Origin of the sequence: Prevotella sp. 20925_1_30 (assembly GCF_041433025.1) — a bacterium.
GTDB lineage: Bacteria > Bacteroidota > Bacteroidia > Bacteroidales > Bacteroidaceae > Prevotella > Prevotella vespertina.
Genome location: NZ_JAPWAR010000004.1, coordinates 85,460 through 106,266 on the forward strand (window position 1 = coordinate 85,460; position 20,807 = coordinate 106,266).

General features: G+C 43.5%; 17 protein-coding genes. 13 read left to right on the top strand and 4 right to left on the bottom strand.

Going from position 1 to position 20,807, the window contains the following annotated elements:
- Nucleotides 1-121: 121 nt before the first annotated feature.
- Nucleotides 122-970 carry a patatin family protein gene (locus tag O3603_RS03025; RefSeq protein WP_314517545.1) on the top strand — a complete coding sequence of 283 codons (849 nt, stop codon included), beginning with the start codon at nucleotides 122-124 and terminating at the stop codon, nucleotides 968-970.
- Between the two features lie 130 nt (nucleotides 971-1,100).
- Here O3603_RS03025 and O3603_RS03030 read toward each other — a convergent pair whose 3' ends face one another.
- Both O3603_RS03030 and O3603_RS03035 read right to left on the bottom strand, forming a co-directional pair.
- Entirely contained in the window at nucleotides 1,101-2,264 is a 1,164-nt protein-coding gene (locus O3603_RS03030; protein ID WP_371520435.1) for a penicillin-binding transpeptidase domain-containing protein, read from the bottom strand.
- 145 nt (nucleotides 2,265-2,409) lie between these two features.
- Nucleotides 2,410-3,120 (bottom strand): glycoside hydrolase family 25 protein, encoded by a 711-nt coding sequence (locus O3603_RS03035; protein ID WP_371520438.1) that lies wholly within the window; start codon nucleotides 3,118-3,120, stop codon nucleotides 2,410-2,412.
- A gap of 170 nt (nucleotides 3,121-3,290) precedes the next feature.
- Here O3603_RS03035 and O3603_RS03040 point away from each other — a divergent pair, with 170 nt between their 5' ends.
- From O3603_RS03040 to O3603_RS03075, 8 genes are all read left to right on the top strand, one after another.
- The gene (locus O3603_RS03040; RefSeq protein ID WP_371520441.1) at nucleotides 3,291-4,235 is read left to right on the top strand and encodes a serine O-acetyltransferase; all 945 of its coding nucleotides are present in this window, start codon (nucleotides 3,291-3,293) and stop codon (nucleotides 4,233-4,235) included.
- Nucleotides 4,236-4,285: 50 nt separating this feature from the next.
- A complete protein-coding gene (locus tag O3603_RS03045; protein WP_371520444.1) occupies nucleotides 4,286-5,773 on the top strand; it encodes a class I SAM-dependent RNA methyltransferase in 1,488 nt (495 codons plus the stop codon).
- Entirely contained in the window at nucleotides 5,763-7,967 is a 2,205-nt protein-coding gene (locus O3603_RS03050) for a DPP IV N-terminal domain-containing protein (RefSeq protein ID WP_371520447.1), read from the top strand. The genes O3603_RS03045 and O3603_RS03050 overlap by 11 nt, the downstream gene beginning before the upstream one ends.
- A 9-nt stretch (nucleotides 7,968-7,976) precedes the next feature.
- Nucleotides 7,977-9,245 (top strand): phosphoribosylamine--glycine ligase, encoded by a 1,269-nt coding sequence (gene purD, locus O3603_RS03055; RefSeq protein WP_371520449.1) that lies wholly within the window; start codon nucleotides 7,977-7,979, stop codon nucleotides 9,243-9,245.
- Nucleotides 9,246-9,248: 3 nt separating this feature from the next.
- Entirely contained in the window at nucleotides 9,249-10,190 is a 942-nt protein-coding gene (locus O3603_RS03060) for a hypothetical protein (RefSeq protein ID WP_371520452.1), read from the top strand.
- Nucleotides 10,166-10,618: a YqaA family protein gene (locus O3603_RS03065; RefSeq protein WP_009435804.1), complete on the top strand. Its 453-nt coding sequence runs from the start codon at nucleotides 10,166-10,168 to the stop codon at nucleotides 10,616-10,618. The genes O3603_RS03060 and O3603_RS03065 overlap by 25 nt, the downstream gene beginning before the upstream one ends.
- 442 nt (nucleotides 10,619-11,060) lie before the next feature.
- The gene (locus O3603_RS03070; protein WP_371520455.1) at nucleotides 11,061-12,728 is read left to right on the top strand and encodes a formate--tetrahydrofolate ligase; all 1,668 of its coding nucleotides are present in this window, start codon (nucleotides 11,061-11,063) and stop codon (nucleotides 12,726-12,728) included.
- A 153-nt stretch (nucleotides 12,729-12,881) separates the two neighbouring features.
- Nucleotides 12,882-13,319: a hypothetical protein gene (locus O3603_RS03075; protein WP_009435813.1), complete on the top strand. Its 438-nt coding sequence runs from the start codon at nucleotides 12,882-12,884 to the stop codon at nucleotides 13,317-13,319.
- Nucleotides 13,320-13,336: 17 nt separating this feature from the next.
- Here O3603_RS03075 and O3603_RS03080 read toward each other — a convergent pair whose 3' ends face one another.
- On the bottom strand, nucleotides 13,337-14,128 hold the full coding sequence (locus O3603_RS03080) for a glycoside hydrolase family 25 protein (protein WP_371520458.1): 792 nt from the start codon (nucleotides 14,126-14,128) through the stop codon (nucleotides 13,337-13,339).
- Nucleotides 14,129-14,755: 627 nt separating this feature from the next.
- Between O3603_RS03080 and O3603_RS03085 the strand changes: the two genes are divergently transcribed.
- Nucleotides 14,756-15,175 (top strand): hypothetical protein, encoded by a 420-nt coding sequence (locus O3603_RS03085; RefSeq protein ID WP_036895674.1) that lies wholly within the window; start codon nucleotides 14,756-14,758, stop codon nucleotides 15,173-15,175.
- A 134-nt stretch (nucleotides 15,176-15,309) separates the two neighbouring features.
- The gene (locus O3603_RS03090) at nucleotides 15,310-16,017 is read left to right on the top strand and encodes a GDSL-type esterase/lipase family protein (protein ID WP_371520461.1); all 708 of its coding nucleotides are present in this window, start codon (nucleotides 15,310-15,312) and stop codon (nucleotides 16,015-16,017) included.
- A 147-nt stretch (nucleotides 16,018-16,164) separates the two neighbouring features.
- Here the strand turns inward: O3603_RS03090 and radA are convergent, their stop codons facing one another.
- Nucleotides 16,165-17,565: a DNA repair protein RadA gene (gene radA, locus O3603_RS03095; protein WP_371520464.1), complete on the bottom strand. Its 1,401-nt coding sequence runs from the start codon at nucleotides 17,563-17,565 to the stop codon at nucleotides 16,165-16,167.
- 61 nt (nucleotides 17,566-17,626) lie between these two features.
- Between radA and O3603_RS03100 the strand changes: the two genes are divergently transcribed.
- Together O3603_RS03100 and O3603_RS03105 are read left to right on the top strand one after the other, a co-directional pair.
- Nucleotides 17,627-18,538, top strand: a complete 912-nt coding sequence (locus O3603_RS03100) for an ABC transporter substrate-binding protein (RefSeq protein WP_371520467.1) — start codon at nucleotides 17,627-17,629, stop codon at nucleotides 18,536-18,538.
- 37 nt (nucleotides 18,539-18,575) lie between these two features.
- Nucleotides 18,576-20,756, top strand: a complete 2,181-nt coding sequence (locus tag O3603_RS03105; RefSeq protein ID WP_371520470.1) for a tetratricopeptide repeat protein — start codon at nucleotides 18,576-18,578, stop codon at nucleotides 20,754-20,756.
- The last annotated feature ends 51 nt before the right edge of the window (nucleotides 20,757-20,807 follow it).

Genomic DNA, 20,807 nt, shown 5'->3' on the forward strand with positions numbered 1-20,807 from the left:
TTAAGGTTTCCCTTGCCTGTTATTAGTCTATTTTTATATACCTTTGCAAGGCTCTCTACCTTTATAAGGTATCGTTGAGGAGCAACCTTATAAGTTATAAGATCAACTAAAGATAATGGCAATGAAGAAGGGACTAGTACTTGAAGGAGGAGCCATGCGTGGGCTTTTCTCCGCTGGTGTAATAGATATTCTCATGGAAAACAACCTATTACCAGATGGCGTTATAGGTGTTTCTGCTGGTGCAGCCTTTGGTTGTAACATTAAGTCGAAACAGCCTGGACGCGTCATAAGGTATAATAAGAAGTTAGCACATGACTGGCGTTACGCCTCCTTCCGTTCGCTTCTAACCACCGGAGACTACTTTGGTGGCGAGTATGCTTACCATTATATGCCTCGTCATCTAGATTATTTTGATGTTGAGACATTCAATAATAACCCTATGGAGTTTTGGGCAGTTTGCACGAACGTAGGCACTGGCAAGGCGGTATATAAGCGTTTGATGGAAGTGGATAACAACTGTCTCGAATACATTCGGGCGTCTGCTTCGATGCCGATAGCCGCTCGTATCGTTACAGTAGAGGGCAAGAAACTCTTAGATGGTGGTATTGCCGACTCCATCCCATTGCGTTTTTTCCAAGAGCAAGGCTACGATCGCAACCTAGTTGTGCTCACTCAACCAGCTAACTACGTGAAGGAACCTAACAAACTCATGCCTCTTATGCGCCTTTGGTTGCGTCGCCACCCTCGTATCATACGTGCTTTAGAACAGCGACATATCATGTATAACAACCAGTTAGAGTATGTTCGTCAAGAGGAAAAGAAGTCCAACACACTCGTTTTACGCCCCGAGGCAGCCCTAACCATAGGGCATCTTTCACACAACCCAGACGATATGCAAGCCACATACGAGCATGGCAGAAAGGTTGCAACAAAGCATTTAGAAGAAATAAAAGCTTTCTTTAGCGAATAAAGAAACGCCCTTCTCCATGTGAGAAGGGCGTTTCTTCATCGTGAAGAGAGCCTTTCCTTACTATGACGGAACGCCCTCTTTGTTTTGAGAGGAGGATGAATAGGCACATAACCACCTATTCTTCAGTCTCTTACTGAGTGATAGTTTGTATCTTCTCTACCCTCTTTGCGAGTGCTAATGACTTAGGACTAAGTTTCCCTTTAAGGTACTTCTCCATGATAAGACCAGCTATCGGAGCAGCCACATCAGCACCGAAACCACCATGCTCAACGTACACGGCGATGGCAATCTTCGGATGATTCATCGGTGCAAAACCAATGAATGCAGAGTGATCTTTGCCTGCGTTCTCCGCAGTACCTGTCTTTCCACAGACAGGATAGGTTGTTCCATTCAATATTGTAGCCGTTCCCTTCGTCACAGCCTGACGCATTCCTTCTATCACAGGACCGTAAGCAGCAGCCGAAACTTTAGTTTGGTGCGGTGTCAGGAAGCGTGAAGGAAGGGGCACATAATCCGTGTTTTTGTGAATATGAGGGGTGAAGAAGAACCCACGATTGGCTATTGTGGCTGCGAGGTTACACAGTTGAAGAGGCGTAACAGTGATGTCTCCTTGCCCCATACCAGCCCACATGATGGTCTTGGGAGTCCAACCTGTCTTGTAACGACGCGTTAGGTAGTTCACATTCGCTACCAGTCCGCCTCGTTCGCCAGGCATATCTATACCCAAAGGACCGCCTAATCCCATACTAACTAAGTAATCGCGCCACACCGTAACAGCCTCATCTTTAGAGCCATACTTCTGTGTGTTGCCTATCATGGAGAGGTAGGACTTGAGGAACCAAGTGTTACATGAGACCGCTAAAGCACCTATTAAAGGCTCTGGGGAGTAATGGTGATGACACTTCACCTTTATGTTTCCGTCACGGAAACCATCGTGACAAGCAATCTTGGTATCGCTCTTTACCAATCCTTCCGATAAGTAAATCAAGGCTTGAGCAGGCTTAATTGTGGAGCCAGGAGGGTAAGCTGTGGCTATAGCTAAGCCGTCATTAGGACCATCGGGAGAATTGGTTACCATGCAAAGGACCTCTCCTGTGGCTGGATCAAGTGCCACGATACTCCCTTTCTTACCCTTCATCAGATTCGTTCCAAGCTCTTGCAGCAATGGACGGAATGTGAGGGGAGTTTGCTCATGAAACTCTTGTGCATGCAAGCTACCGATACTTAGGAATGGTAATGATAGTATTGCTATCTTGAAAGAAGCAATTATCTTGTTACTAAATGACTTATACATCTACTATTAAATTTTATCTTAAACTATTATTCTTATACTTATCTATCATATTGGAGGGCAAAATTACAAATAAAAATGAAGCCCATTAGCAACCTTCGGATAGTTTATAATTTATTTAGAAAGCGCTCAATAAATGTCAATCAAACTAAAGGCGAATATTGCTAAGTGACGTTCCTGACATGAAACGATCTAGGTCGACGAAGCCTCGGATGCCGTTTACTCTACCCCGTTCACTAAACTGCCAGATGTTATGTCGGCCTACTCCCTTAATCGAAGGACGCTCCGCACTATACTTACCAAGGAACAGGAAGTTCTGATTAAAGCGTGGCGCAAGGTGCGAATTATAGAAGTTTGCTTGCGAGTAAATCAATGGTCTCTTCCCGTAATGCTTCTTTATTAACCACGAAAAGACGGCTACACTGTCTTGAACTTGCTTGCGTGTCCACCCTCGAACACCCTCTCGTTCAACGTCAATCATCGGTATGAGATCCTGAGAATAGCGCTTAATCATTCGATAGAAATGGCGAAATTGCTGACGAATAGGTGTCTTTGAGGATAGATAATGGTAGGAGCCGCACCGCAACCCATGCTTACGTGCCTCACGAATATTGCGTTCGTAATACTCATCCTTTATAGTGGTTCCCTGCGTTGCTTTGATATATACGAATTGAATCTGGCGGTTCTTTGCAACTTCCGACCAGTTAATTTTACCCTGATGATGCGATACATCGATGCCATCGAAGTGACGTTTCGGCTCTTTGGAAGACTTAGCAGTAATAGTCTGAACACTCACCAGCAACAAAGAAAACAATAAGCAGACGATACCGAAAGGTCTAATATAAGATAACTTAACCATTGAATGTAATCTAAAAAAGAATTATCCTTGCTCTAAAAATACGTTAGTTTTATCCTAAATAACAACTAATACTAACTGCAAAATTACCATATTTTTCCCGAACAAACACATAAAAATCCGAGAATAATGACTATCTTTGCAACGTAAATACATATTGATACATCAGTTAAATGAGTAGTCAGGACATCACCCAACAGCTCATTCTCACCATAAATGAGCTCTCGAAACCTCAAGCCCTGCAAGGTCTCTTCCACGAACATCGTGATGGTGACCCCTTGCCATCGGCTTCTGAACTGGAAGAAATTATCAGTTTGGCTCGATCCATACTCTTTCCAGGATTCTTCGGGAGGTCTTCAGTGAACACAGATACTATAAAGTATCAAATTGGAGTGAGCGTTGAGAAACTGCATAAACTACTAAGTCGTCAGGTCATGGCAGGGCTTTGCTTTAATGAAGATTGCCATTGCCCCAATGCCGCCGATAAGCGAGTATGTATGAAGGAGGAGGCTGACAAGATAGCAGAAAGAATCATTGAGAAGTTTCCAACATTACGTAAGACGCTTTCAACAGACATTCAGGCGGCTTTCGATGGAGACCCTGCTGCAAGCAACCAAGGCGAGGTGATCTCTTGTTACCCAGCCGTTAAAGCTATTATCAACTATCGATTAGCACACGAGCTAGTACTTGAGAACGTTCCACTCATCCCACGTATGATTACAGAAATGGCGCATTCTGAGACGGGAATAGACATCCATCCTGCTGCAAGCATTGGTTCTCACTTCACAATAGATCATGGAACTGGTGTAGTGATAGGGGCTACTTGTATCATTGGAAACCATGTTAAACTGTATCAGGGAGTGACACTTGGAGCCAAAAGTTTCCCTCTTGATAAGGATGGAAAGCCTATCAAGGGTATTCCCAGACATCCAATACTCGGAGATAATGTGGTTGTCTATGCCAATGCAACCGTCCTTGGACGTATTACAATAGGGCGAGATTGCGTCATAGGAGCCAACGTTTGGGTGACTAGAGATATGCGCCCGAAGTCGAAGAAGTATAAACAAACAAAAGTAGACATCCTTAACACCGACTTTGATAATGGTGGAGGAATATAAGAGAGAACCCTTATCAGCACTTTAATTGTATATAATTTATATCACACATAATGCAAGAATTTGAACTTATCGCTAAGACCTTCATGGGCTTGGAACAAGTGTTAGCACAGGAGTTAACCGATCTCGGGGCTAACAATGTACAAATTGGTCGACGCATGGTAGCGTTTACGGGCAATAAAGAAACTATGTATCGTGCCAACTTCCAGTTGCACACTGCCATCCGAATACTTAAGCCTATCGCACATTTCAAGGCGCGTAGTGCAGAGGACATGTACGATGAGGTGCGTAAGATCGATTGGAGTCAATACATCCAAGAAGGTAAGACTTTCTCTGTCGATTCAGTAGTTTATTCCGAAGAGTTCACCAATTCTCGCTTTGTTACTTATAAGGTGAAAGATGCCATCGTAGACCAGTTTAGAGAGCGAACGGGTACACGTCCTAACATCTCAGTAAGCAATCCAGACATTCGATTGAATATACATGTTGCAGAAGACAATGCCACTCTTTCGCTCGATTCTAGTGGTGAGTCTCTACACCGCCGTGGCTATCGTCAAGAGAGCGTTGAGGCTCCTTTAAATGAGGTGTTAGCCGCTGGTATGATTCTAATGACTGGTTGGCAAGGCGAGACAGACTTTATTGATCCAATGTGTGGATCAGGCACTTTGCCTATCGAGGCAGCGTTAATTGCACGCAACATATCGCCTGGTGTATTCCGAAAAGAGTTCGCCTTTGAGAAGTGGCCAGACTTTGATCAGGAGCTATTCGATATGATTTACAACGATGACTCACAAGAACGTGAGTTCAAACATCACATCTTTGGATATGATACAGACATGAAGGCGGTCAATACGGCACGCATGAATGTAGCTGCTGCAGGCTTCTCTCGTGATATAACTATCGAACAGCAAGACTTTAAGGACTTCTCTCAACCAAAGGAGAAGAGCATTATTGTGATGAATCCCCCGTATGGCGAACGCATATCAACACCTAATCTTTTAGGCACATATAAGATGATTGGAGAGCGACTCAAGCACCAGTTTATGGGTAATGAGGCGTGGATATTGTCTTACAGAGAGGAGTGCTTCCGTCAAATAGGGCTCAAACCAAGTATTAAGATACCTGTATATAATGGCTCGTTGGAGTGTGAGTTCCGTCGTTATCAGCTCTTTGATGGTAAGATGAGCACCTTCCGTCATGACGGAGGAATCATCAAAACCGAAGAAGAAAAGCGTGAGATGGCACAGAAACACCGCTTCAAAAAGGAGCGAGAGTTTAAGAAGAGACTTGAAGAGAACGATGAGAACGCTGAGGCGGACATACGTTCTTTCACATTCCACAGCCTTGACAAGGGTAGATTTGGTGGTGGCAAGTTCCGCGACGAACGCCCAACTCGCCGTCCTAAGTTCGATGGTGAAGACCGCAATAGGAAACGTCCTTTCAGACAGGAAGACGATCGGAAGTTTGGCGGGAAACGCTTTGATAAATCTAACAAGCGCGGTGGTTACCGTGGCAAAAACACGTATAAACATGAAGATTAAATCATTACTTAGTCTCGTGGGGCTCGTTGCTCTTACGGGACTTTTACGTCCTACTCCAAGTATGGCACAGCGTCAGTTCACCTTAGAAGACCTTAACTTCGGTGGTACCAATTATCGTAACATGCGCCCAGAAGCACGTTATCTAACGTGGTGGGGAGGCAAGTTAGTAAGACAAGACCTCAACTCTTGCTCTCTTGTTGATAGTAAGACTGGTAAGGAGACAAGCCTTTTCAGCCTCGATGACATCAATCATTGGGCAGGCTTGGAGAAGTCGAATGAGGTTGTACGACACCTCTATTCAGCTGAATTTCCATACCCTGATCGTCCTGTTGTGATGGTTAAGAATGGAACAGAAGACCTATTTGTTAACTTCAAGACTCATAAACTTGAAAAGCGAATCACACGCCCTTCTAACACACAGGCAAGCGATCGGAACGAACAAGATATGACCGCTTTCGTGCGTAATCATCAGTTGTTTGTTACCGAGAAGGATGGTAAGGAGCATCAGTTAACGACTGATGGTTCAAGCGATATAGTATATGGTCAGAGTGTTCACAGAGATGAGTTTGGTATCAACGGGGGACTCTTCTGGAGTCCAAAAGGTAATCGTCTAGCCTTCTATCGCATGGATCAGAGCATGGTTAGTGCATATCCTCTTGTTGACATTCCAGAGCTTGATTGGACACCAGAAAAGGGTGAGTCACGTGCTGCAAAGGCTGCACCTATTAGATACCCTATGGCTGGTGAGACCTCACATAAGGTGACTGTCGGTGTCTATGACGCCTCTACTGGCAAGGTTCTGTACCTTCAAGCAGGTGATCCAACCGATCGTTACTTTACCAATATAGCATGGAGTCCTGACGAGAAAACCATCTATATGTTTGAAGTCAATCGTGATCAGAATGATTGTCGACTTGTTTCTTATGACGCAACAACGGGTAAGAAGCTCAAAGAACTGTATCGAGAGACAGATGCAAAGTACGTAGAACCAACGCACCCTATCGTCTTCTTGCCTTGGAACGACAATGAGTTCATCCTTCAAAGTCAAAAGGATGGATACAACCACATATACCTATTTAATAAGGAGGGACAGCAGATTAAGCAGCTCACAAGCGGTAAGTGGGTTGTAATAGACGTGCTCGGCTTTAATACGAAACAAAAGAGTATCGTCTATGTATCCAACGAGTGCAACCCAATTCAGCGTAATACGTGGCTTGTGAACGTATCTACTGGCAAACGAACACTGCTTGACAATGGTCGTGGTTACCACTTCGCAACATTAAGCAAAGATGGTGGTATGTTGCTGGATAACTATAGTGAGCCAACAGTCCCACGTAAGTATGACATTATCGCAGTAGGTGCTAACCCACAGCGAACCAATTATTTCACCGCACCTAACCCCTGGAAGGGATACAATGTACCGGAATACTCCAATGGAACTATCAAAGCGGCGGATGGCAAGACAGACCTCTATTGGCGCATGGTAAAGCCTGTTAACTTTGATCCTAATAAGCAATATCCAACCGTGATATACGTCTATGGAGGTCCACATGCACACAACGTGGATGCTTCATGGAACTGGGGTTCACGTGGATGGGAGACTTACATGGCTCAAAAGGGCTATCTCCTCTTTATATTAGACAATCGTGGTAGTGAGCACCGAGGCAAAGACTTCGAGCAAGCAACATTCCGTCACCTTGGTCAAGAAGAGATGAAAGACCAAATGGAGGGTGTTAAGTATCTTCAATCATTACCTTATGTCGATAAGAACCGCATAGGAGTTCATGGTTGGTCATTCGGTGGTTTCATGACGATATCACTAATTACTAACTATCCAGAGGTGTTTAAAGTGGGTGTTGCTGGTGGTCCTGTCATTGATTGGAAATGGTATGAAGTGATGTACGGAGAGCGTTATATGGACACACCACAGACCAACCCAGAGGGTTACGCACAAACTTCTCTCCTGCAGAAAGCTAAGGATCTCAAGGGCAAACTACAGATCATCATCGGTCTAAATGACCCTGTCGTAGTCCCTCAACACGCATATTCTTTCTTGAAAGCATGTATCGCTGCAGGCACTCAACCAGACTTCTTTGTCTATCCAGGAGAGCCTCACAATATGCGTGGACATCAAAGTGTACACTTACACGAACGTATTACACAATACTTTGAGGATAACCTCAAGCAAAAGTAACAAGGCTTTATGAGAATATTACTATTAGGTAGTGGAGGGCGTGAACACGCCTTAGCTTGGAAGATTGCACAAAGCAAACAATGTAGCAAACTATTTATTGCTCCAGGCAACGCAGGCACTGGCGCAGTTGGAGAAAACGTCTCTATCGGTGTAAACGACTTTGAACGTCTCAAGGAGTTTACCATCGAACAGAAGGTTGATATGGTCGTTGTAGGACCTGAAGACCCACTGGTTAATGGCATATATGACGCTTTCAAAGATGATAAACGTACTGCTCACATCCCTGTCATCGGTCCTTCAAAGGCTGGTGCAGTGCTTGAAGGCTCTAAAGACTTTGCAAAGGCTTTCATGAAGCGGCACAACATTCCAACCGCAGCTTACGCCACCTTCGATGGTACAAGCATTGAGGAAGGATTGCAATTCCTCGATACGCTCAAGCCACCTTACGTCCTGAAAGCTGACGGATTGGCTGCTGGTAAAGGCGTACTGATCGTTCCTACGCTTGCAGAAGCAAAGGAGGAACTGCGCAAAATGCTTGATGGTATGTTCGGAAATGCCTCTGCTAAGGTTGTTATTGAGGAGTTCCTCTCTGGTATCGAATGCTCTGTATTTGTCTTAACAGATGGTTCTCACTATCAAATACTACCTGAAGCGAAGGACTACAAACGTATTGGTGAACATGACACAGGGCTCAATACGGGTGGTATGGGCAGTGTTACGCCTGTTCCTTTCGCAACGAAAGAGTGGATGGAAAAGGTTGAGAAGCGTATTATTCGCCCCACTGTTGAGGGCTTGAAGGCTGAAAATATAGATTACAAGGGCTTTATCTTCTTCGGACTTATCAATGTTGATGGTGAACCAATGGTAATTGAATACAACTGCCGAATGGGTGATCCAGAGACAGAAAGCGTCATGCTACGATTGAAGACAGATATTGTCGACCTCTTCAAAGGCGTTGCCAAGGGGAATCTTGACCAATACAAGGTGGAGTTCGACAGCCGTTCTGCTGTCTGTGTAATGCTTGTTAGCGGTGGATACCCCGAAGAGTACGTGAAGGGTTATCCAATTACTGGACTCGACCAAGTGGCTGATTCCGTTGTATTCCATAGTGGAACAGCCCTCAAAGACGGACAGATTGTAACGAACGGAGGACGCGTGATTGCTGTATCATCGTATGGTAAGAACAAGGAAGAGGCGTTACAAAAGAGCTTCGAAGAGGCTAATAAGATTGAATTTAAGGATAAATACTTTAGAAGAGATATAGGACAGGACTTGTAACCTATGCAGAAGAAGCGTATTCAAAACCGAATAGCAGAGAGCCGCTGGACCCAAGCGTGGGTGGTTTCAGCGGCTATGCTTGTATGGATAGTGGCTGGTTTACATAGCTTAACAGTGGTTGCGTCAGGTGTTTGTTTGCTACTAGCTACCTATTTAATGATGGAACTTAACAATGCAAATGCACTCATTCGCATCTATAGCAGAATGGTGTCTTGCTCATTCATCGTGCTTGCGACGATGGCTGTCTTTATGTTTCCATCAATCCGTTCATCGATTGTCATGCTAGGAATAGTGGGCTTTTACAGCCTGTCTTTCCGCTGTTATCAAGACACAAATGCGCCTGGATGGACCTTTTATGCGTACTTCTGTATTGGTATGGTAAGCGTGGTATGGGCGCAGGTACTCTACTTCTTGCCCATACTTTGGGTTATCTCACGCACCAACCTACTCTCTTTAAGCGGAAAAAGTTTCGTTGCGTCTCTGCTTGGTATCACTCTCCCCTATTGGTTCTATGCGCCTTATCTTGCAGCAAAGGGCGAGATCTCTTTGCTAGTTAAGCATTTCTTACAATTAGGTGTATTTGAGAAACCACTCGATTTCACGTCCTTAACCACAAGTAACATAGCCGTCTTGGCTTATGTTCTATTATGTGCTATCATTGGAATCATACACTTTTCAAATCAAAAACGCAATGACAGCATACGCATACGATTGTTCTTTCAAGTCTTTATCACCATTGATATTGCAACAATCGTATTCCTTTTCTTGCAACCGCAACACTTCGAAGCATTGCTAAGTGTGCTCATTGTGACCACATCACCACTCATTGCTCACTTCTTTGCATTAACTCACACACGTATAACTAACTGGGTGTTTATCCTCTTGTCGGCTGCTGCACTCATCATAACTATCATCAATTTATGGACGCTATCACCCACTTTCTAATCGACTACGGCTATTGGGGCATGTTTCTTTCAGCCTTCCTTGCTGGTAGTGTATTGCCTTTTAGTAGCGAAGCTGTTATGCTTGGACTTCTTGCAGCAGGCGTTGATCCTGTGCCACTACTCATCTATGGCAGCATAGGAAACGTCATGGGGGGTATGGTCAACTATGGGTTAGGACGATTGGGAAAGCTCGAATGGCTTAAAAAATACTTCCATCTCAAACAGAGCTCCATAGATCGTGCCTATAAATTCATGGGTGGGCATGGAGCATGGATGGGCTTTTTTGCCTTCCTCCCGATACTGGGTAGTGCCATAACTGTGGTTCTTGGACTTACACGTGCGAACCTTCCTTTGTCAGTATTCAGCATTACCTTGGGTAAAGTGATACGTTACGCCTTGCTCATCTGGGGGGCAAATCTGTTCATGTAAAACCTCCGAAAATAACCAATAAAGGCTAGCTAGTCGCACAGAAAAGGGTGAGGTTTAGTCTTATGTAGCATAGCATCATTAGCAACCAACAAGCAAACGCATAAAAGGAAACGCCTTCTTCACATCGAAGAGGGCGTTTCTTCTTATCGAAGAAAGCCCCTCTTCAATGGCAAGAAAGGCTCTCTTTAAAACCAGCTCAACATCTACTTAGGGGAAGAGTGCCTAACAGAAGCGAATCAGGAGATTGTCTTTTGTTTCAAAAATGGAACTTTACAGCACAAGAAGCGACCATAACCTTGAATAGTAAATCATGTATTTTAGCTAATAAGACATCTATTCGTAAAAACGTAACGATAGGTTAAAACTTTATTACGAATAGGCTAGTAGATTCAGAAAATATTCCTATCTTTGCCTACATAACTAAATTTTAAATATTGAAACTATGAAATCGGATATTGAGATCGCACGCTCATGTAAGATGAAGCGAATAGAAGAAGTTGCAGCGACAATAGGTATTCCTGCAGACGAGTTAGAGCACTATGGGAAGTATATGGCTAAGGTTCCTCTCACCTTAATAGACGAAGAACGCGTTGCTAAAAACCATTTAATCCTTGTTAGTTCGATATCCCCTACCCGTGCAGGTATTGGTAAAACAACCGTGAGCATAGGGCTTTCTATGGCTCTTAATCGCATGGAGAAACGTTCTGTATTGGCTTTGCGAGAGCCGAGTTTAGGCCCTTGTTTCGGAATGAAAGGTGGTGCTGCCGGTGGTGGATACGCCCAAGTGGTACCGATGGAGAAGATAAATCTGCACTTCACAGGCGACTTTCATGCCATAACAAGCGCACACAACATGATTGCAGCACTATTGGATAACTACATCTATCAGCACCGTAACCAGGGATTCACGCTCAAGCAGATTCTATGGAGGCGTGTTCTTGATGTGAACGACCGCAGTCTTCGCAACATCGTAACGGGTTTGGGCGCAACAACTGATGGTTTGCCGACCCAATCGGGGTTTGATATTACACCTGCAAGTGAGATTATGGCGGCTCTATGTTTAGCCTCTAGTGAAAGCGATCTACGCCGTCGTATAGAGAACATGGTGCTTGGTATTACCTTTGATGACAAACCATTCAAAGTGAAAGACCTAGGTATTGCAGGTGCAATCACCGTTTTGTTGATGGATGCAATCAAACCGAACCTTGTCCAAACACTTGAGGCTACACCCGCATTGGTGCATGGTGGACCCTTTGCAAACATCGCTCATGGTTGCAATAGTTTGTTAGCAACGAAGATGGCAATGTCCTTGAGTGATTATGCAGTTACCGAGGCAGGGTTCGGAGCAGACCTTGGTGCAGAGAAGTTCCTCAATATCAAATGCCGCAAGGGAGAGATTCATCCACGCGTCACAGTGCTTGTTGCAACCTTACGAGGCTTGAAGTTACATGGCGGACTCACGGATGGTAGTACTCAAGAACAGGGTAGACAAGCACTTATCGAAGGTTTTGCTAATCTTGACAAGCACGTTCAGAACATGCAAAACTTTGGTCAACCAGTCATCGTAACACTCAATAGATATGGTGATGATAGCGATGAGGAAGTAGCGTTGTTGGCTGACCATTGTAAGCAAGTAGGTGTTGGCTTCGCTGAAAATAACGTGTTTATGAAAGGCGGTGAAGGTGCAGAAGACTTGGCAAAGCTCGTTGTTGAGACGATAGATAAGCAAGGTGCAAAGGCTATCAACATGACCTACTCTGATGAAGATAGTATAGAAGTCAAGGTTGAGAAGGTGGCTAAGAACGTTTATGGTGCACGATCTGTTATCTTCAAGCCAATCGCTTTGAAGAAGATGCAACGTGTACAAGCATGGGGCATGGGGCACTACCCTATCTGTATTGCCAAGACCCAATTCTCATTCAGCGAAGACCCTAAACAGGTGGGAGTAGCGAAGAACTTCGATATTACTATTCGTGACTTTGTTATCAATGGTGGCTCTGAAATGATTGTTGCTATCGCTGGTGACATGATGAGAATGCCTGGTTTACCAAAGGTGCCACAGGCAGAGAAGATTGATATTGTGCGTGGACAGATAGAAGGACTAGCCTAACCTCTGTCCCACTTGATTGTTGTGTGTTGCTTGCAAGAGACTTATTAGATAGGTGATCTATCGAAGGGCTCTTACCGAGGTAAGTGTTAACAGCACTTGCAAGCAGCACCAATTATAAGTTTACAACACTAACCTTTACAATGAAAAAACAATATGAAACGGAAGACTATACTACTAACTATTTCAACAATCATCCTCTTCGTGGCTATCATTCTGTGTATTAGAATCCCTTACAAAGAGGTCAATATCACTGATAACCTACAAACGATACAAAAGCAAAATACCTGTATCTCGGTTCATTCACTCTATAAGGACAAAGATTGGGACATGATGGTTGTGGTCAAACCATACAATAGTATCACTGCAACTAACGAGAGTATCGACATGGGATATGGTGGAGATAGAGATGTTATCATCGATAACACCATGTATGATAACATGTGTACTCTCTTGTTCGTAAGGGGTAAGAAGCTCGTAGCCTTTACTAGTGTCTATCGAAGCATCATAGACTTTAGCCAACTGGGAAAGGATGTTTATAAGGCAGATGAGTCTATTCGCATTATGAATAAGATTGCTGGTGACTGTCAATAAAGACTGTTTTGTTAGCTTTACTTCATCATTTTAAAGTCGTCAACACTGACTCCTTCACGTAATTGGTCTATGTCTACATGGGTCCAAATACCCTTTACTCTGCCCTTCTTACTCGATTGCCAGATATCATACTTGGCTGTTCCTAAGACTGGAGGGAGGTTATAATTAGCTATAAACAAGCGATAATGATTGAAGTCTGGATAGAGATGTAAATGGTAATAAGACTCATTGGTATAGATCATTGGGGCGTGTCCTGTGCGCTCTTTAACTAATTGAATGAACCGTGATAAGTTCTTCTTTATTAGTTGACTATCCCATCCTCTTGTTCCATCATCCTCTATGTCGACCAGAAGAAGCAAGTCCTGTTGCTGTAGGTCGATGTTAGAAAGGAAGTTATCAACCTGCCTTTCCATTGAAGTACGACGTGTGAGAAAATGATACGAACCCACTAGTAGGTTTCGTTTCTTAGCCTCCTTGAGGTTCTTCTGATAATAGGGATCAACCACAGAACTGCCTTCCGTAGCCTTAAGATACACAAACTTGAGTTGCGGGTTCTCATCAACTAGCTCGTCCCAGTGTATCTTTCCTTGATGACGAGATAGGTCTAAACCATCGAAATCTTTGGTATATTCTCCCTTTGTTAGGTCATGGTAAGGCCATTCATCACTAACAGTTGCATGCTTGTGACGCCATGGTTTAAGGTCGACCACAAGGATAACAGCAAGTGTAAACAGAGCCACACAGCCCCATATCCATAGTTTTCTATTATTGTTTTTACGCTTACTGCGCCTCCTTCTACGTCTTACCATGCTAAGAATAAACCAGGAATATAATTGGATAAATGCCCTATAACGATTCTAAAAGAATATATGCACAAAGGTAATTAATCTTTTTGAATGTCACAAATTGTGGTTAGGTAGAGTTGACGAGTACACAAGTTGTAAGTGGACAAGTTATTTGCTCCATTGATTAGAGTGCCTCAAAGTAGGGATAGCCCCCTTGTCTGACACTAGTTTGAGATAATCCTTTCTAATTGACGAAGGCACTTCCTTGATACAAGGAAACGCCTTCTTCATAGCAAAGAAACGCCCGCTTTGAATGGAGAAGAGCCTTTCCTTCTTAGTGCCCCTTTGATTCTTATAAACAAGGCACAGCCTCGCAACACACTAACCAACCTCCAACAGCCAAACAAATACCCATCCCGTGAGGTACTCCTCCCCCTTCGGAAGGGCTGAGTGGGGCTTTATCACGCCCCTTCCCATTCGAGTAACTCTATTTGAAACAAATGCTAATTATTTGGTTATCAGCAATATTTTTTGTATCTTTGCAAGCGTTAATATGGAACTAAGGTGCGGTGGTAACTCATTCTCACATAGGAACGCACCATAGAAGGTAACTCTCTTGAGCAACTTATCTAAGGTTCCGGAAAGTTTTAAATGATGAGATTTTTTAAAGTAGTAATTGTTAGTTTCTTAATGATTTTGGCTTCATCTGTTGAAGCAAATGCTCAAAGTAGCAAGTTTAACTGGGGTCCTGTAATGGACGCAATCATCCAACTTGAAAGCAAGGGGAATGCTTTAGCGGTTAATGGGTCGTATGTTGGAGTTCTTCAAATATCCCCTATTCTAGTCAAGGAATGTAATAACATCCTTAAAAGTAGAGGCAGTTCAAAGCGTTACACACTATCTGATCGATTTAACGCAACGAAGTCTAAGGAGATGTTTGTTATCATCCAATCCTTCCACAATCCGCTTAATAACATTGAGAAAGCCATCCGCTTATGGAGTGGTGGTATAAAGTATGATGTGGCAAAGACCCAAAAGTACCTTACAAGAGTATTGAAACTTATGCGCTAACAGGCATACAGAAGATTTAAGAAATCCCTTTTTAAAAAGTCTGGTTATCTACTACCTCTAGGACAGATAACCAGACTTTTTCTCTTTATTCTCCATCTTTTTCCTTACTTTTGTAGGTAGTTTAACACATCAAAATGGCACATCATAGACTATTAAACATAAGGAGCTTCTTCCTTACTTCACTATTTCTTCTATCGCTAGGGAGCCTCTCTGCGCAAACTCAACACCCTGTTTATCATGGGGCAAAACACTATAGTATAAAGGTGAAACAGTTCAAAGAAGAGGGCAAACTGCCCTCCAATGTCATCGTAATGTATGGTGATAGCCATTCAGAATATGGTGGCGATTGGAACAGACACTTCCCTGGTGCAGGCAAGATCATCAATCGGGGAATCATTGGAGACGATAGCAAGGGGATGTACAACAGGCTTGACTTGGTGCTTCCTTACCATCCCAAAAAGATCTTCTTCGAGTGTGGTGCGAATGATCTAAGCCATGGCTGGAGTGTTGAACGGGTCTTCCAAGGAATTACTAACGTGTTGACAACAATAAGAAAGCAGTGTCCTAAGACGGAACTATACGTTCAGAGCCTTCTACCACTTAATGAGGAAGTGGGTACGTGGAAGTATCTTAAAGGGAAGGATGACCTGATTATCCAACTAAACAACAAACTGAAGCAGTATTGTGCGAGCCACGCTCTCACTTACATCGACCTTTACACGCCGCTTCTTGGTACTAAACCGCAAACAATGAAGGCTGAATATTGTCGTGACGGATTGCACTTAACCGAGAAAGGGTATGATGTTTGGGCAAAGATTATACGCCCTTATATCTATAAGTAAAGCTTTAATTGAAAGCTAATTAGGCATTATCTTTAACTTTAGAGATATTTTATAATCACCTAATATACTGCATTTTGTATATAAAAAGAATATTGGCAGAAACAGTAATAACGCTTGTTTCTGCCAATATTCATATATAAGGATGGGTTATCCAAACAATATCCTCAAAGCCTCTTCAACCTTCCTTACAGGGTGAAGTTGTATTGCATACTTGCCAGTAAGCCCTGACATATTATACTTCGGGATGATAATATGACTGAAACCGAGCTTCTCTGCTTCGGCAATACGTTGTTCGATACGACTGACGGGGCGCACTTCACCGCTCAAGCCAACCTCTCCGCACATGCACCAACCAGCCTCGATTGGGGTGTCAACATTGGATGATAACACTGCAGCAATCACACTCAAGTCCATCGCCATATCGGTTACTCGCAGTCCACCAGCTATGTTCAAGAACACATCCTTCTGCATGAGTTTAAAGCCAACACGCTTCTCCAACACTGCAAGTAACATGTTTAAGCGACGCTGATCAAAGCCAGTTGCTGAACGTTGAGGCGTTCCGTAGGCTGCAGAAGATACCAGTGCTTGTGTCTCAACGAGGAAGGGTCGAACGCCTTCGATGGTACTTGAGATCGCAACTCCTGATAGTCCGTCATGGTCTTCAGTAAGTAGTAACTCCGACGGATTGCTTACCTGTCGCAGACCTTGCTGTTCCATCTCATAGATACCCAGCTCTGATGTGGAGCCAAAGCGGTTCTTTATGCTCCGAAGAATGCGATACATATAATGTTGATCACCCTCAAATTGAATCACAGTATCGACTATGTGCTCTAGAATCTTCGGTCCGGCGATGCTTCCCTCCTTGTTTATATGACCGATAAGAACCACTGGTACGCCGCTAGTCTTCGCAAATCGCAATAGAGCAGAGGCGCATTCACGCACTTGAGTGACGCTTCCAGGACTGCTGTCAACGTCCTCTGTGGATATAGTCTGTATCGAATCGACCACAACGAGTTCGGGTTTTACATCCTTGATATGCTCGAATATGTGTTCAAGAGACGTCTCCGATAAGATGATGATATTCTCTGGTATATCCTTAGTAATGCGTTCCGCACGCATACGAATCTGATGCGGACTCTCTTCACCACTAACATATAAGATGCGTTGAGATAGGTGTAGAATAGTCTGCAAGGTCAATGTACTCTTACCGATACCAGGCTCTCCTCCTAACAAAACAATGCTCCCTGGCACCAGACCACCACCCAACACACGATTCAACTCATCGTCGTGCATATCCATACGAGGCTCATCCTTCGCAGAGACATCACGCAGTCTTTGAGGCTTGTTAGCCAATCCCGAGACAACTTCACCAGCATTCGTATGACGCAAAGAAGTTGCTGCTTGGCGTGCAGCATGCGTACCAGTATCAGCGGCAATACGTATCTCCTTGAATGTATTCCACTGCCCGCAATTAGGACACTTACCTATCCACTTTGCACTTTCCTGCCCACAGTTGCTGCAGACATAAGCTATTTTATCCTTTGACATAGTGGGACAAAAGTACTAAGAATTTGCCTAGTTACAAAATTAATTATTAATTTTGCACAACATGAAACGTACTTATTACATATTCATACTATCGATATTCTTGATCGTTGGTTGTGGGAAGTCTGCAAAGGAACAACAGGTCGAAAAGAAGGCACAAGAGCAGGCGGAGAAAGAGAGATATCAGCGAGCTTACAAGGTTGCAGTAATGCCAACGCTTGATTGTCTACCTGCTTATCTATTGAAAGATAGCGTATTATACGATACAACTAAAGTAGATATCCGACTAAAACAATACAATGCTCAGATGGATTGTGACACTGCGATGGCTGGAGGAAGCGTACAGGCAGCCTTCAGCGATTTGGTTCGGACGGAGCGTTTAAAGCACAGACAGAAAGTGTTAATGCACTATCTAACGGACACAAACCTCAACTGGCAGCTCATAGCCGATAGGTCCTCTAAACTAAAGAAACTATCCGATTTAAGTGATAAGATTATAGCCAAAACACGCTTCTCAGGCACTGACTTGTTGAGTAACATGGTCATTAAGAAGGCAAAACCGAAGTATCAAGTGTTCCAAGTGCAGGTCAATGACGTGTTAGTTAGGCTCAAGATGCTACAGAACCATGAGATAGATGCCTATTGGTTTACCGATCCACAGACTACGAAGGCACTGCAAGGTGACAACAACTCTCTATTTAATTCGGTGGATGCAGGTGTACATCTAGGGGTCGTTGCAATTATGGATAAGCACCGCAGACCATCGGAAGATGAGGAGTTTGCAAAGGCTTACGACAAGGCTGTCGACTTGATTAATAAACATGGTGTTAAGTATTATGCGGCTTTGATAAAGAAGTATATGCAGGCAGATGATGCCACAGTTCGGGCTTTACCTGACATCAAATACACAAAGGTGGGAGCACCTCGCAGAGCCGACCTAATAATGGCTAGGGATTTTCTTAACCACAATAAGTAAGATAGATACATAATTAGTAACTTTAAAGAATAGCGCAGTGAACGTAGAAGATATACTTAGTAAGACTATAAGTGAACTGATGGATAAGCGATTGGATAATGCTATTGAAGTATTAAATCAGCTCTTCTTACAACGTCCTTCACTGATGGGTAACGATGAATTTGAGGCTGTCAAGCGTGATTATCAACTGATGGTTGACTACATGGGGAGGGGACTTATCGATCAGCAACGCGCCTCTCTTTATGCCTCATTGCTACAACGTCTTTATCGTGTGACCGCCAACTTAGAGATTAGTTGGCGTTGCAAACATGTACCAGCATACATTGATGCCTTTAAAATAAGCGACCATCTCAACACTAGCCATGACTTTGTTCGCACTGTCTTAGAGTCTTTTGTCACTGATTTAGCTATGTTATCTCTACAACAAGAGACAGCCCAAAAGGAGAAAGAAAGCGAACTCTACGATCGTCATCAGTTGTTCATTAATCGTCTGTTCAACGCCTTGTTTACATCTTGCCAATGGACAGAAGAGGACTATCAATTCTATTCCCAACTATTGACATCACCTACTGTCATATCCAATGATCAGCAGATTCTCGTCAGTGCAATCACATTGAGTGCAATGAACCAATTCGATATCTATAAGTTCAAAACACTCACTTCTATCTATCAGAAAACAACCGACATCCATGTTCGCCAGCGTGCTCTCGTGGGTTGGGTACTATCTGTCTTTGAGGGAATGGATATATTTCCTGAACAAGATTCTATCATCAAAGAACTTTGTGCTGATGCTAGTGTGACACGCGAATTGCTCTCTTTACAAATCCAACTCTTCTATAGTTTAGACACAGAAAAGGACAACGACAAGATTCAAAGGGATATTATGCCAGACATCATGCGCAATTCCAACCTCACTGTTGGGCGTATCGGCATTGTTGAAAAGGAGGAGGATCAACTTGAAAACATACTCCATCAAGATGCAGAAGACAAACGCATGGAGCAGATGGAGGAACAGGTTAAGAAGATGATGGATATGCAGAAGCAAGGTTCGGACATCTATTTCGGTGGGTTCCGACAGATGAAACGCTTCCCATTCTTTAGTGATGTAGTGAATTGGTTCACACCATTCTATATCGAAAACCCTGCTCTTCGACCCACCTTAAGGGCGCTAGGTGATTCGAAGTTTCTCAATGTTCTCGTAGAGAGAGGGGCACTTTGTGACTCGGATAAGTACTCCCTTGCGATTGCTATGGAGCAAGTAATCAACCAGTTGCCAAGTAACATTAAAGAGATGATAGGGACTGACTCTGCCTTCGGTCCACTCGGTTCTTTCGATGAGAAAGAAGGTGTTGCAAACATCCGTCGAGCGTACATTCAGGATTTATATCGCTTCTTCCGACTCTATAGAACAGCACAGGATTTCATCAACCCATTCGAAGATAATGGCAAAGGAGACTTCGTTGCAGACATCTTCTTCTTTATCTATAAGTCGTTTATGAACACTGGACTTGATGACATGAAGTTGCGTTTAGCACTGCATTTATATAAGCGACACCAATACAAGAAACTGATAGAACTGCTCAGTACATTCTATAGTGACGACCCGAGATACAGCATTCTTATGGGTTACACAAACATCCATATCGGTAGACCTGATAGTGCTTATGACTTCTTCTTAAAGGCTTTAGAGAAGGAACCTAACAATGAGTGGGCACTAAAAGGACAAGCTCGTGCGGCGCTAGATTGCGAAGATTACGAGACAGCAGAGCACACTTACGAACAGTTATTACAACTGGATGCAGAGAATAAGGACTATGCTTTGAATCGTTGTATTGCTCTATTGAAATTAGGGAAATCATCTGAAGTACGTGAAGAGTTGTTCCGCTTAGATTATCAGAACCCTGACGACATGAATGTGAAACGTGTATTTGCATGGGCAATGCTCATGGAAAAGAGTCTTGACAAAGCCACTCAGCTTTATGATACACTCCTGAATACATTGCCAACAACGGAAGATTACCTCAATGCAGGCTATTGTCAATGGGCTAAAGGGGACGCTCAACGTGCTGCCGAATTGTTCGGTAATTGGATAACTAAGGGTAATAAGAATCGCGACCAGCTATTGGATGAGTTTAAGAGTGACGCAGAGATTCTGAATCTATACAACATCCAAGAGACCGATTGGCTGTTAATGCTAACATTGGCAAAGCCACTTTAGGGAAAAGATAGCCCCACCCTGCCTCCCTGAAAAGGGAGGAGAACCTAACGG

Coding starts and splice junctions, on each gene's coding strand:
- O3603_RS03100 (WP_371520467.1), top strand. CDS start 17,627: ATGAAACGTACTTATTACATATTCATACTATCGATATTCTTGATCGTT.
- O3603_RS03075 (WP_009435813.1), top strand. CDS start 12,882: ATGAAACGGAAGACTATACTACTAACTATTTCAACAATCATCCTCTTC.
- O3603_RS03050 (WP_371520447.1), top strand. CDS start 5,763: ATGAAGATTAAATCATTACTTAGTCTCGTGGGGCTCGTTGCTCTTACG.
- O3603_RS03065 (WP_009435804.1), top strand. CDS start 10,166: ATGGACGCTATCACCCACTTTCTAATCGACTACGGCTATTGGGGCATG.
- purD (WP_371520449.1), top strand. CDS start 7,977: ATGAGAATATTACTATTAGGTAGTGGAGGGCGTGAACACGCCTTAGCT.
- O3603_RS03090 (WP_371520461.1), top strand. CDS start 15,310: ATGGCACATCATAGACTATTAAACATAAGGAGCTTCTTCCTTACTTCA.
- O3603_RS03045 (WP_371520444.1), top strand. CDS start 4,286: ATGCAAGAATTTGAACTTATCGCTAAGACCTTCATGGGCTTGGAACAA.
- O3603_RS03060 (WP_371520452.1), top strand. CDS start 9,249: ATGCAGAAGAAGCGTATTCAAAACCGAATAGCAGAGAGCCGCTGGACC.
- O3603_RS03030 (WP_371520435.1), bottom strand. CDS start 2,264: ATGTATAAGTCATTTAGTAACAAGATAATTGCTTCTTTCAAGATAGCA.
- O3603_RS03085 (WP_036895674.1), top strand. CDS start 14,756: ATGATGAGATTTTTTAAAGTAGTAATTGTTAGTTTCTTAATGATTTTG.
- O3603_RS03040 (WP_371520441.1), top strand. CDS start 3,291: ATGAGTAGTCAGGACATCACCCAACAGCTCATTCTCACCATAAATGAG.
- O3603_RS03025 (WP_314517545.1), top strand. CDS start 122: ATGAAGAAGGGACTAGTACTTGAAGGAGGAGCCATGCGTGGGCTTTTC.
- radA (WP_371520464.1), bottom strand. CDS start 17,565: ATGTCAAAGGATAAAATAGCTTATGTCTGCAGCAACTGTGGGCAGGAA.
- O3603_RS03035 (WP_371520438.1), bottom strand. CDS start 3,120: ATGGTTAAGTTATCTTATATTAGACCTTTCGGTATCGTCTGCTTATTG.
- O3603_RS03070 (WP_371520455.1), top strand. CDS start 11,061: ATGAAATCGGATATTGAGATCGCACGCTCATGTAAGATGAAGCGAATA.
- O3603_RS03080 (WP_371520458.1), bottom strand. CDS start 14,128: ATGGTAAGACGTAGAAGGAGGCGCAGTAAGCGTAAAAACAATAATAGA.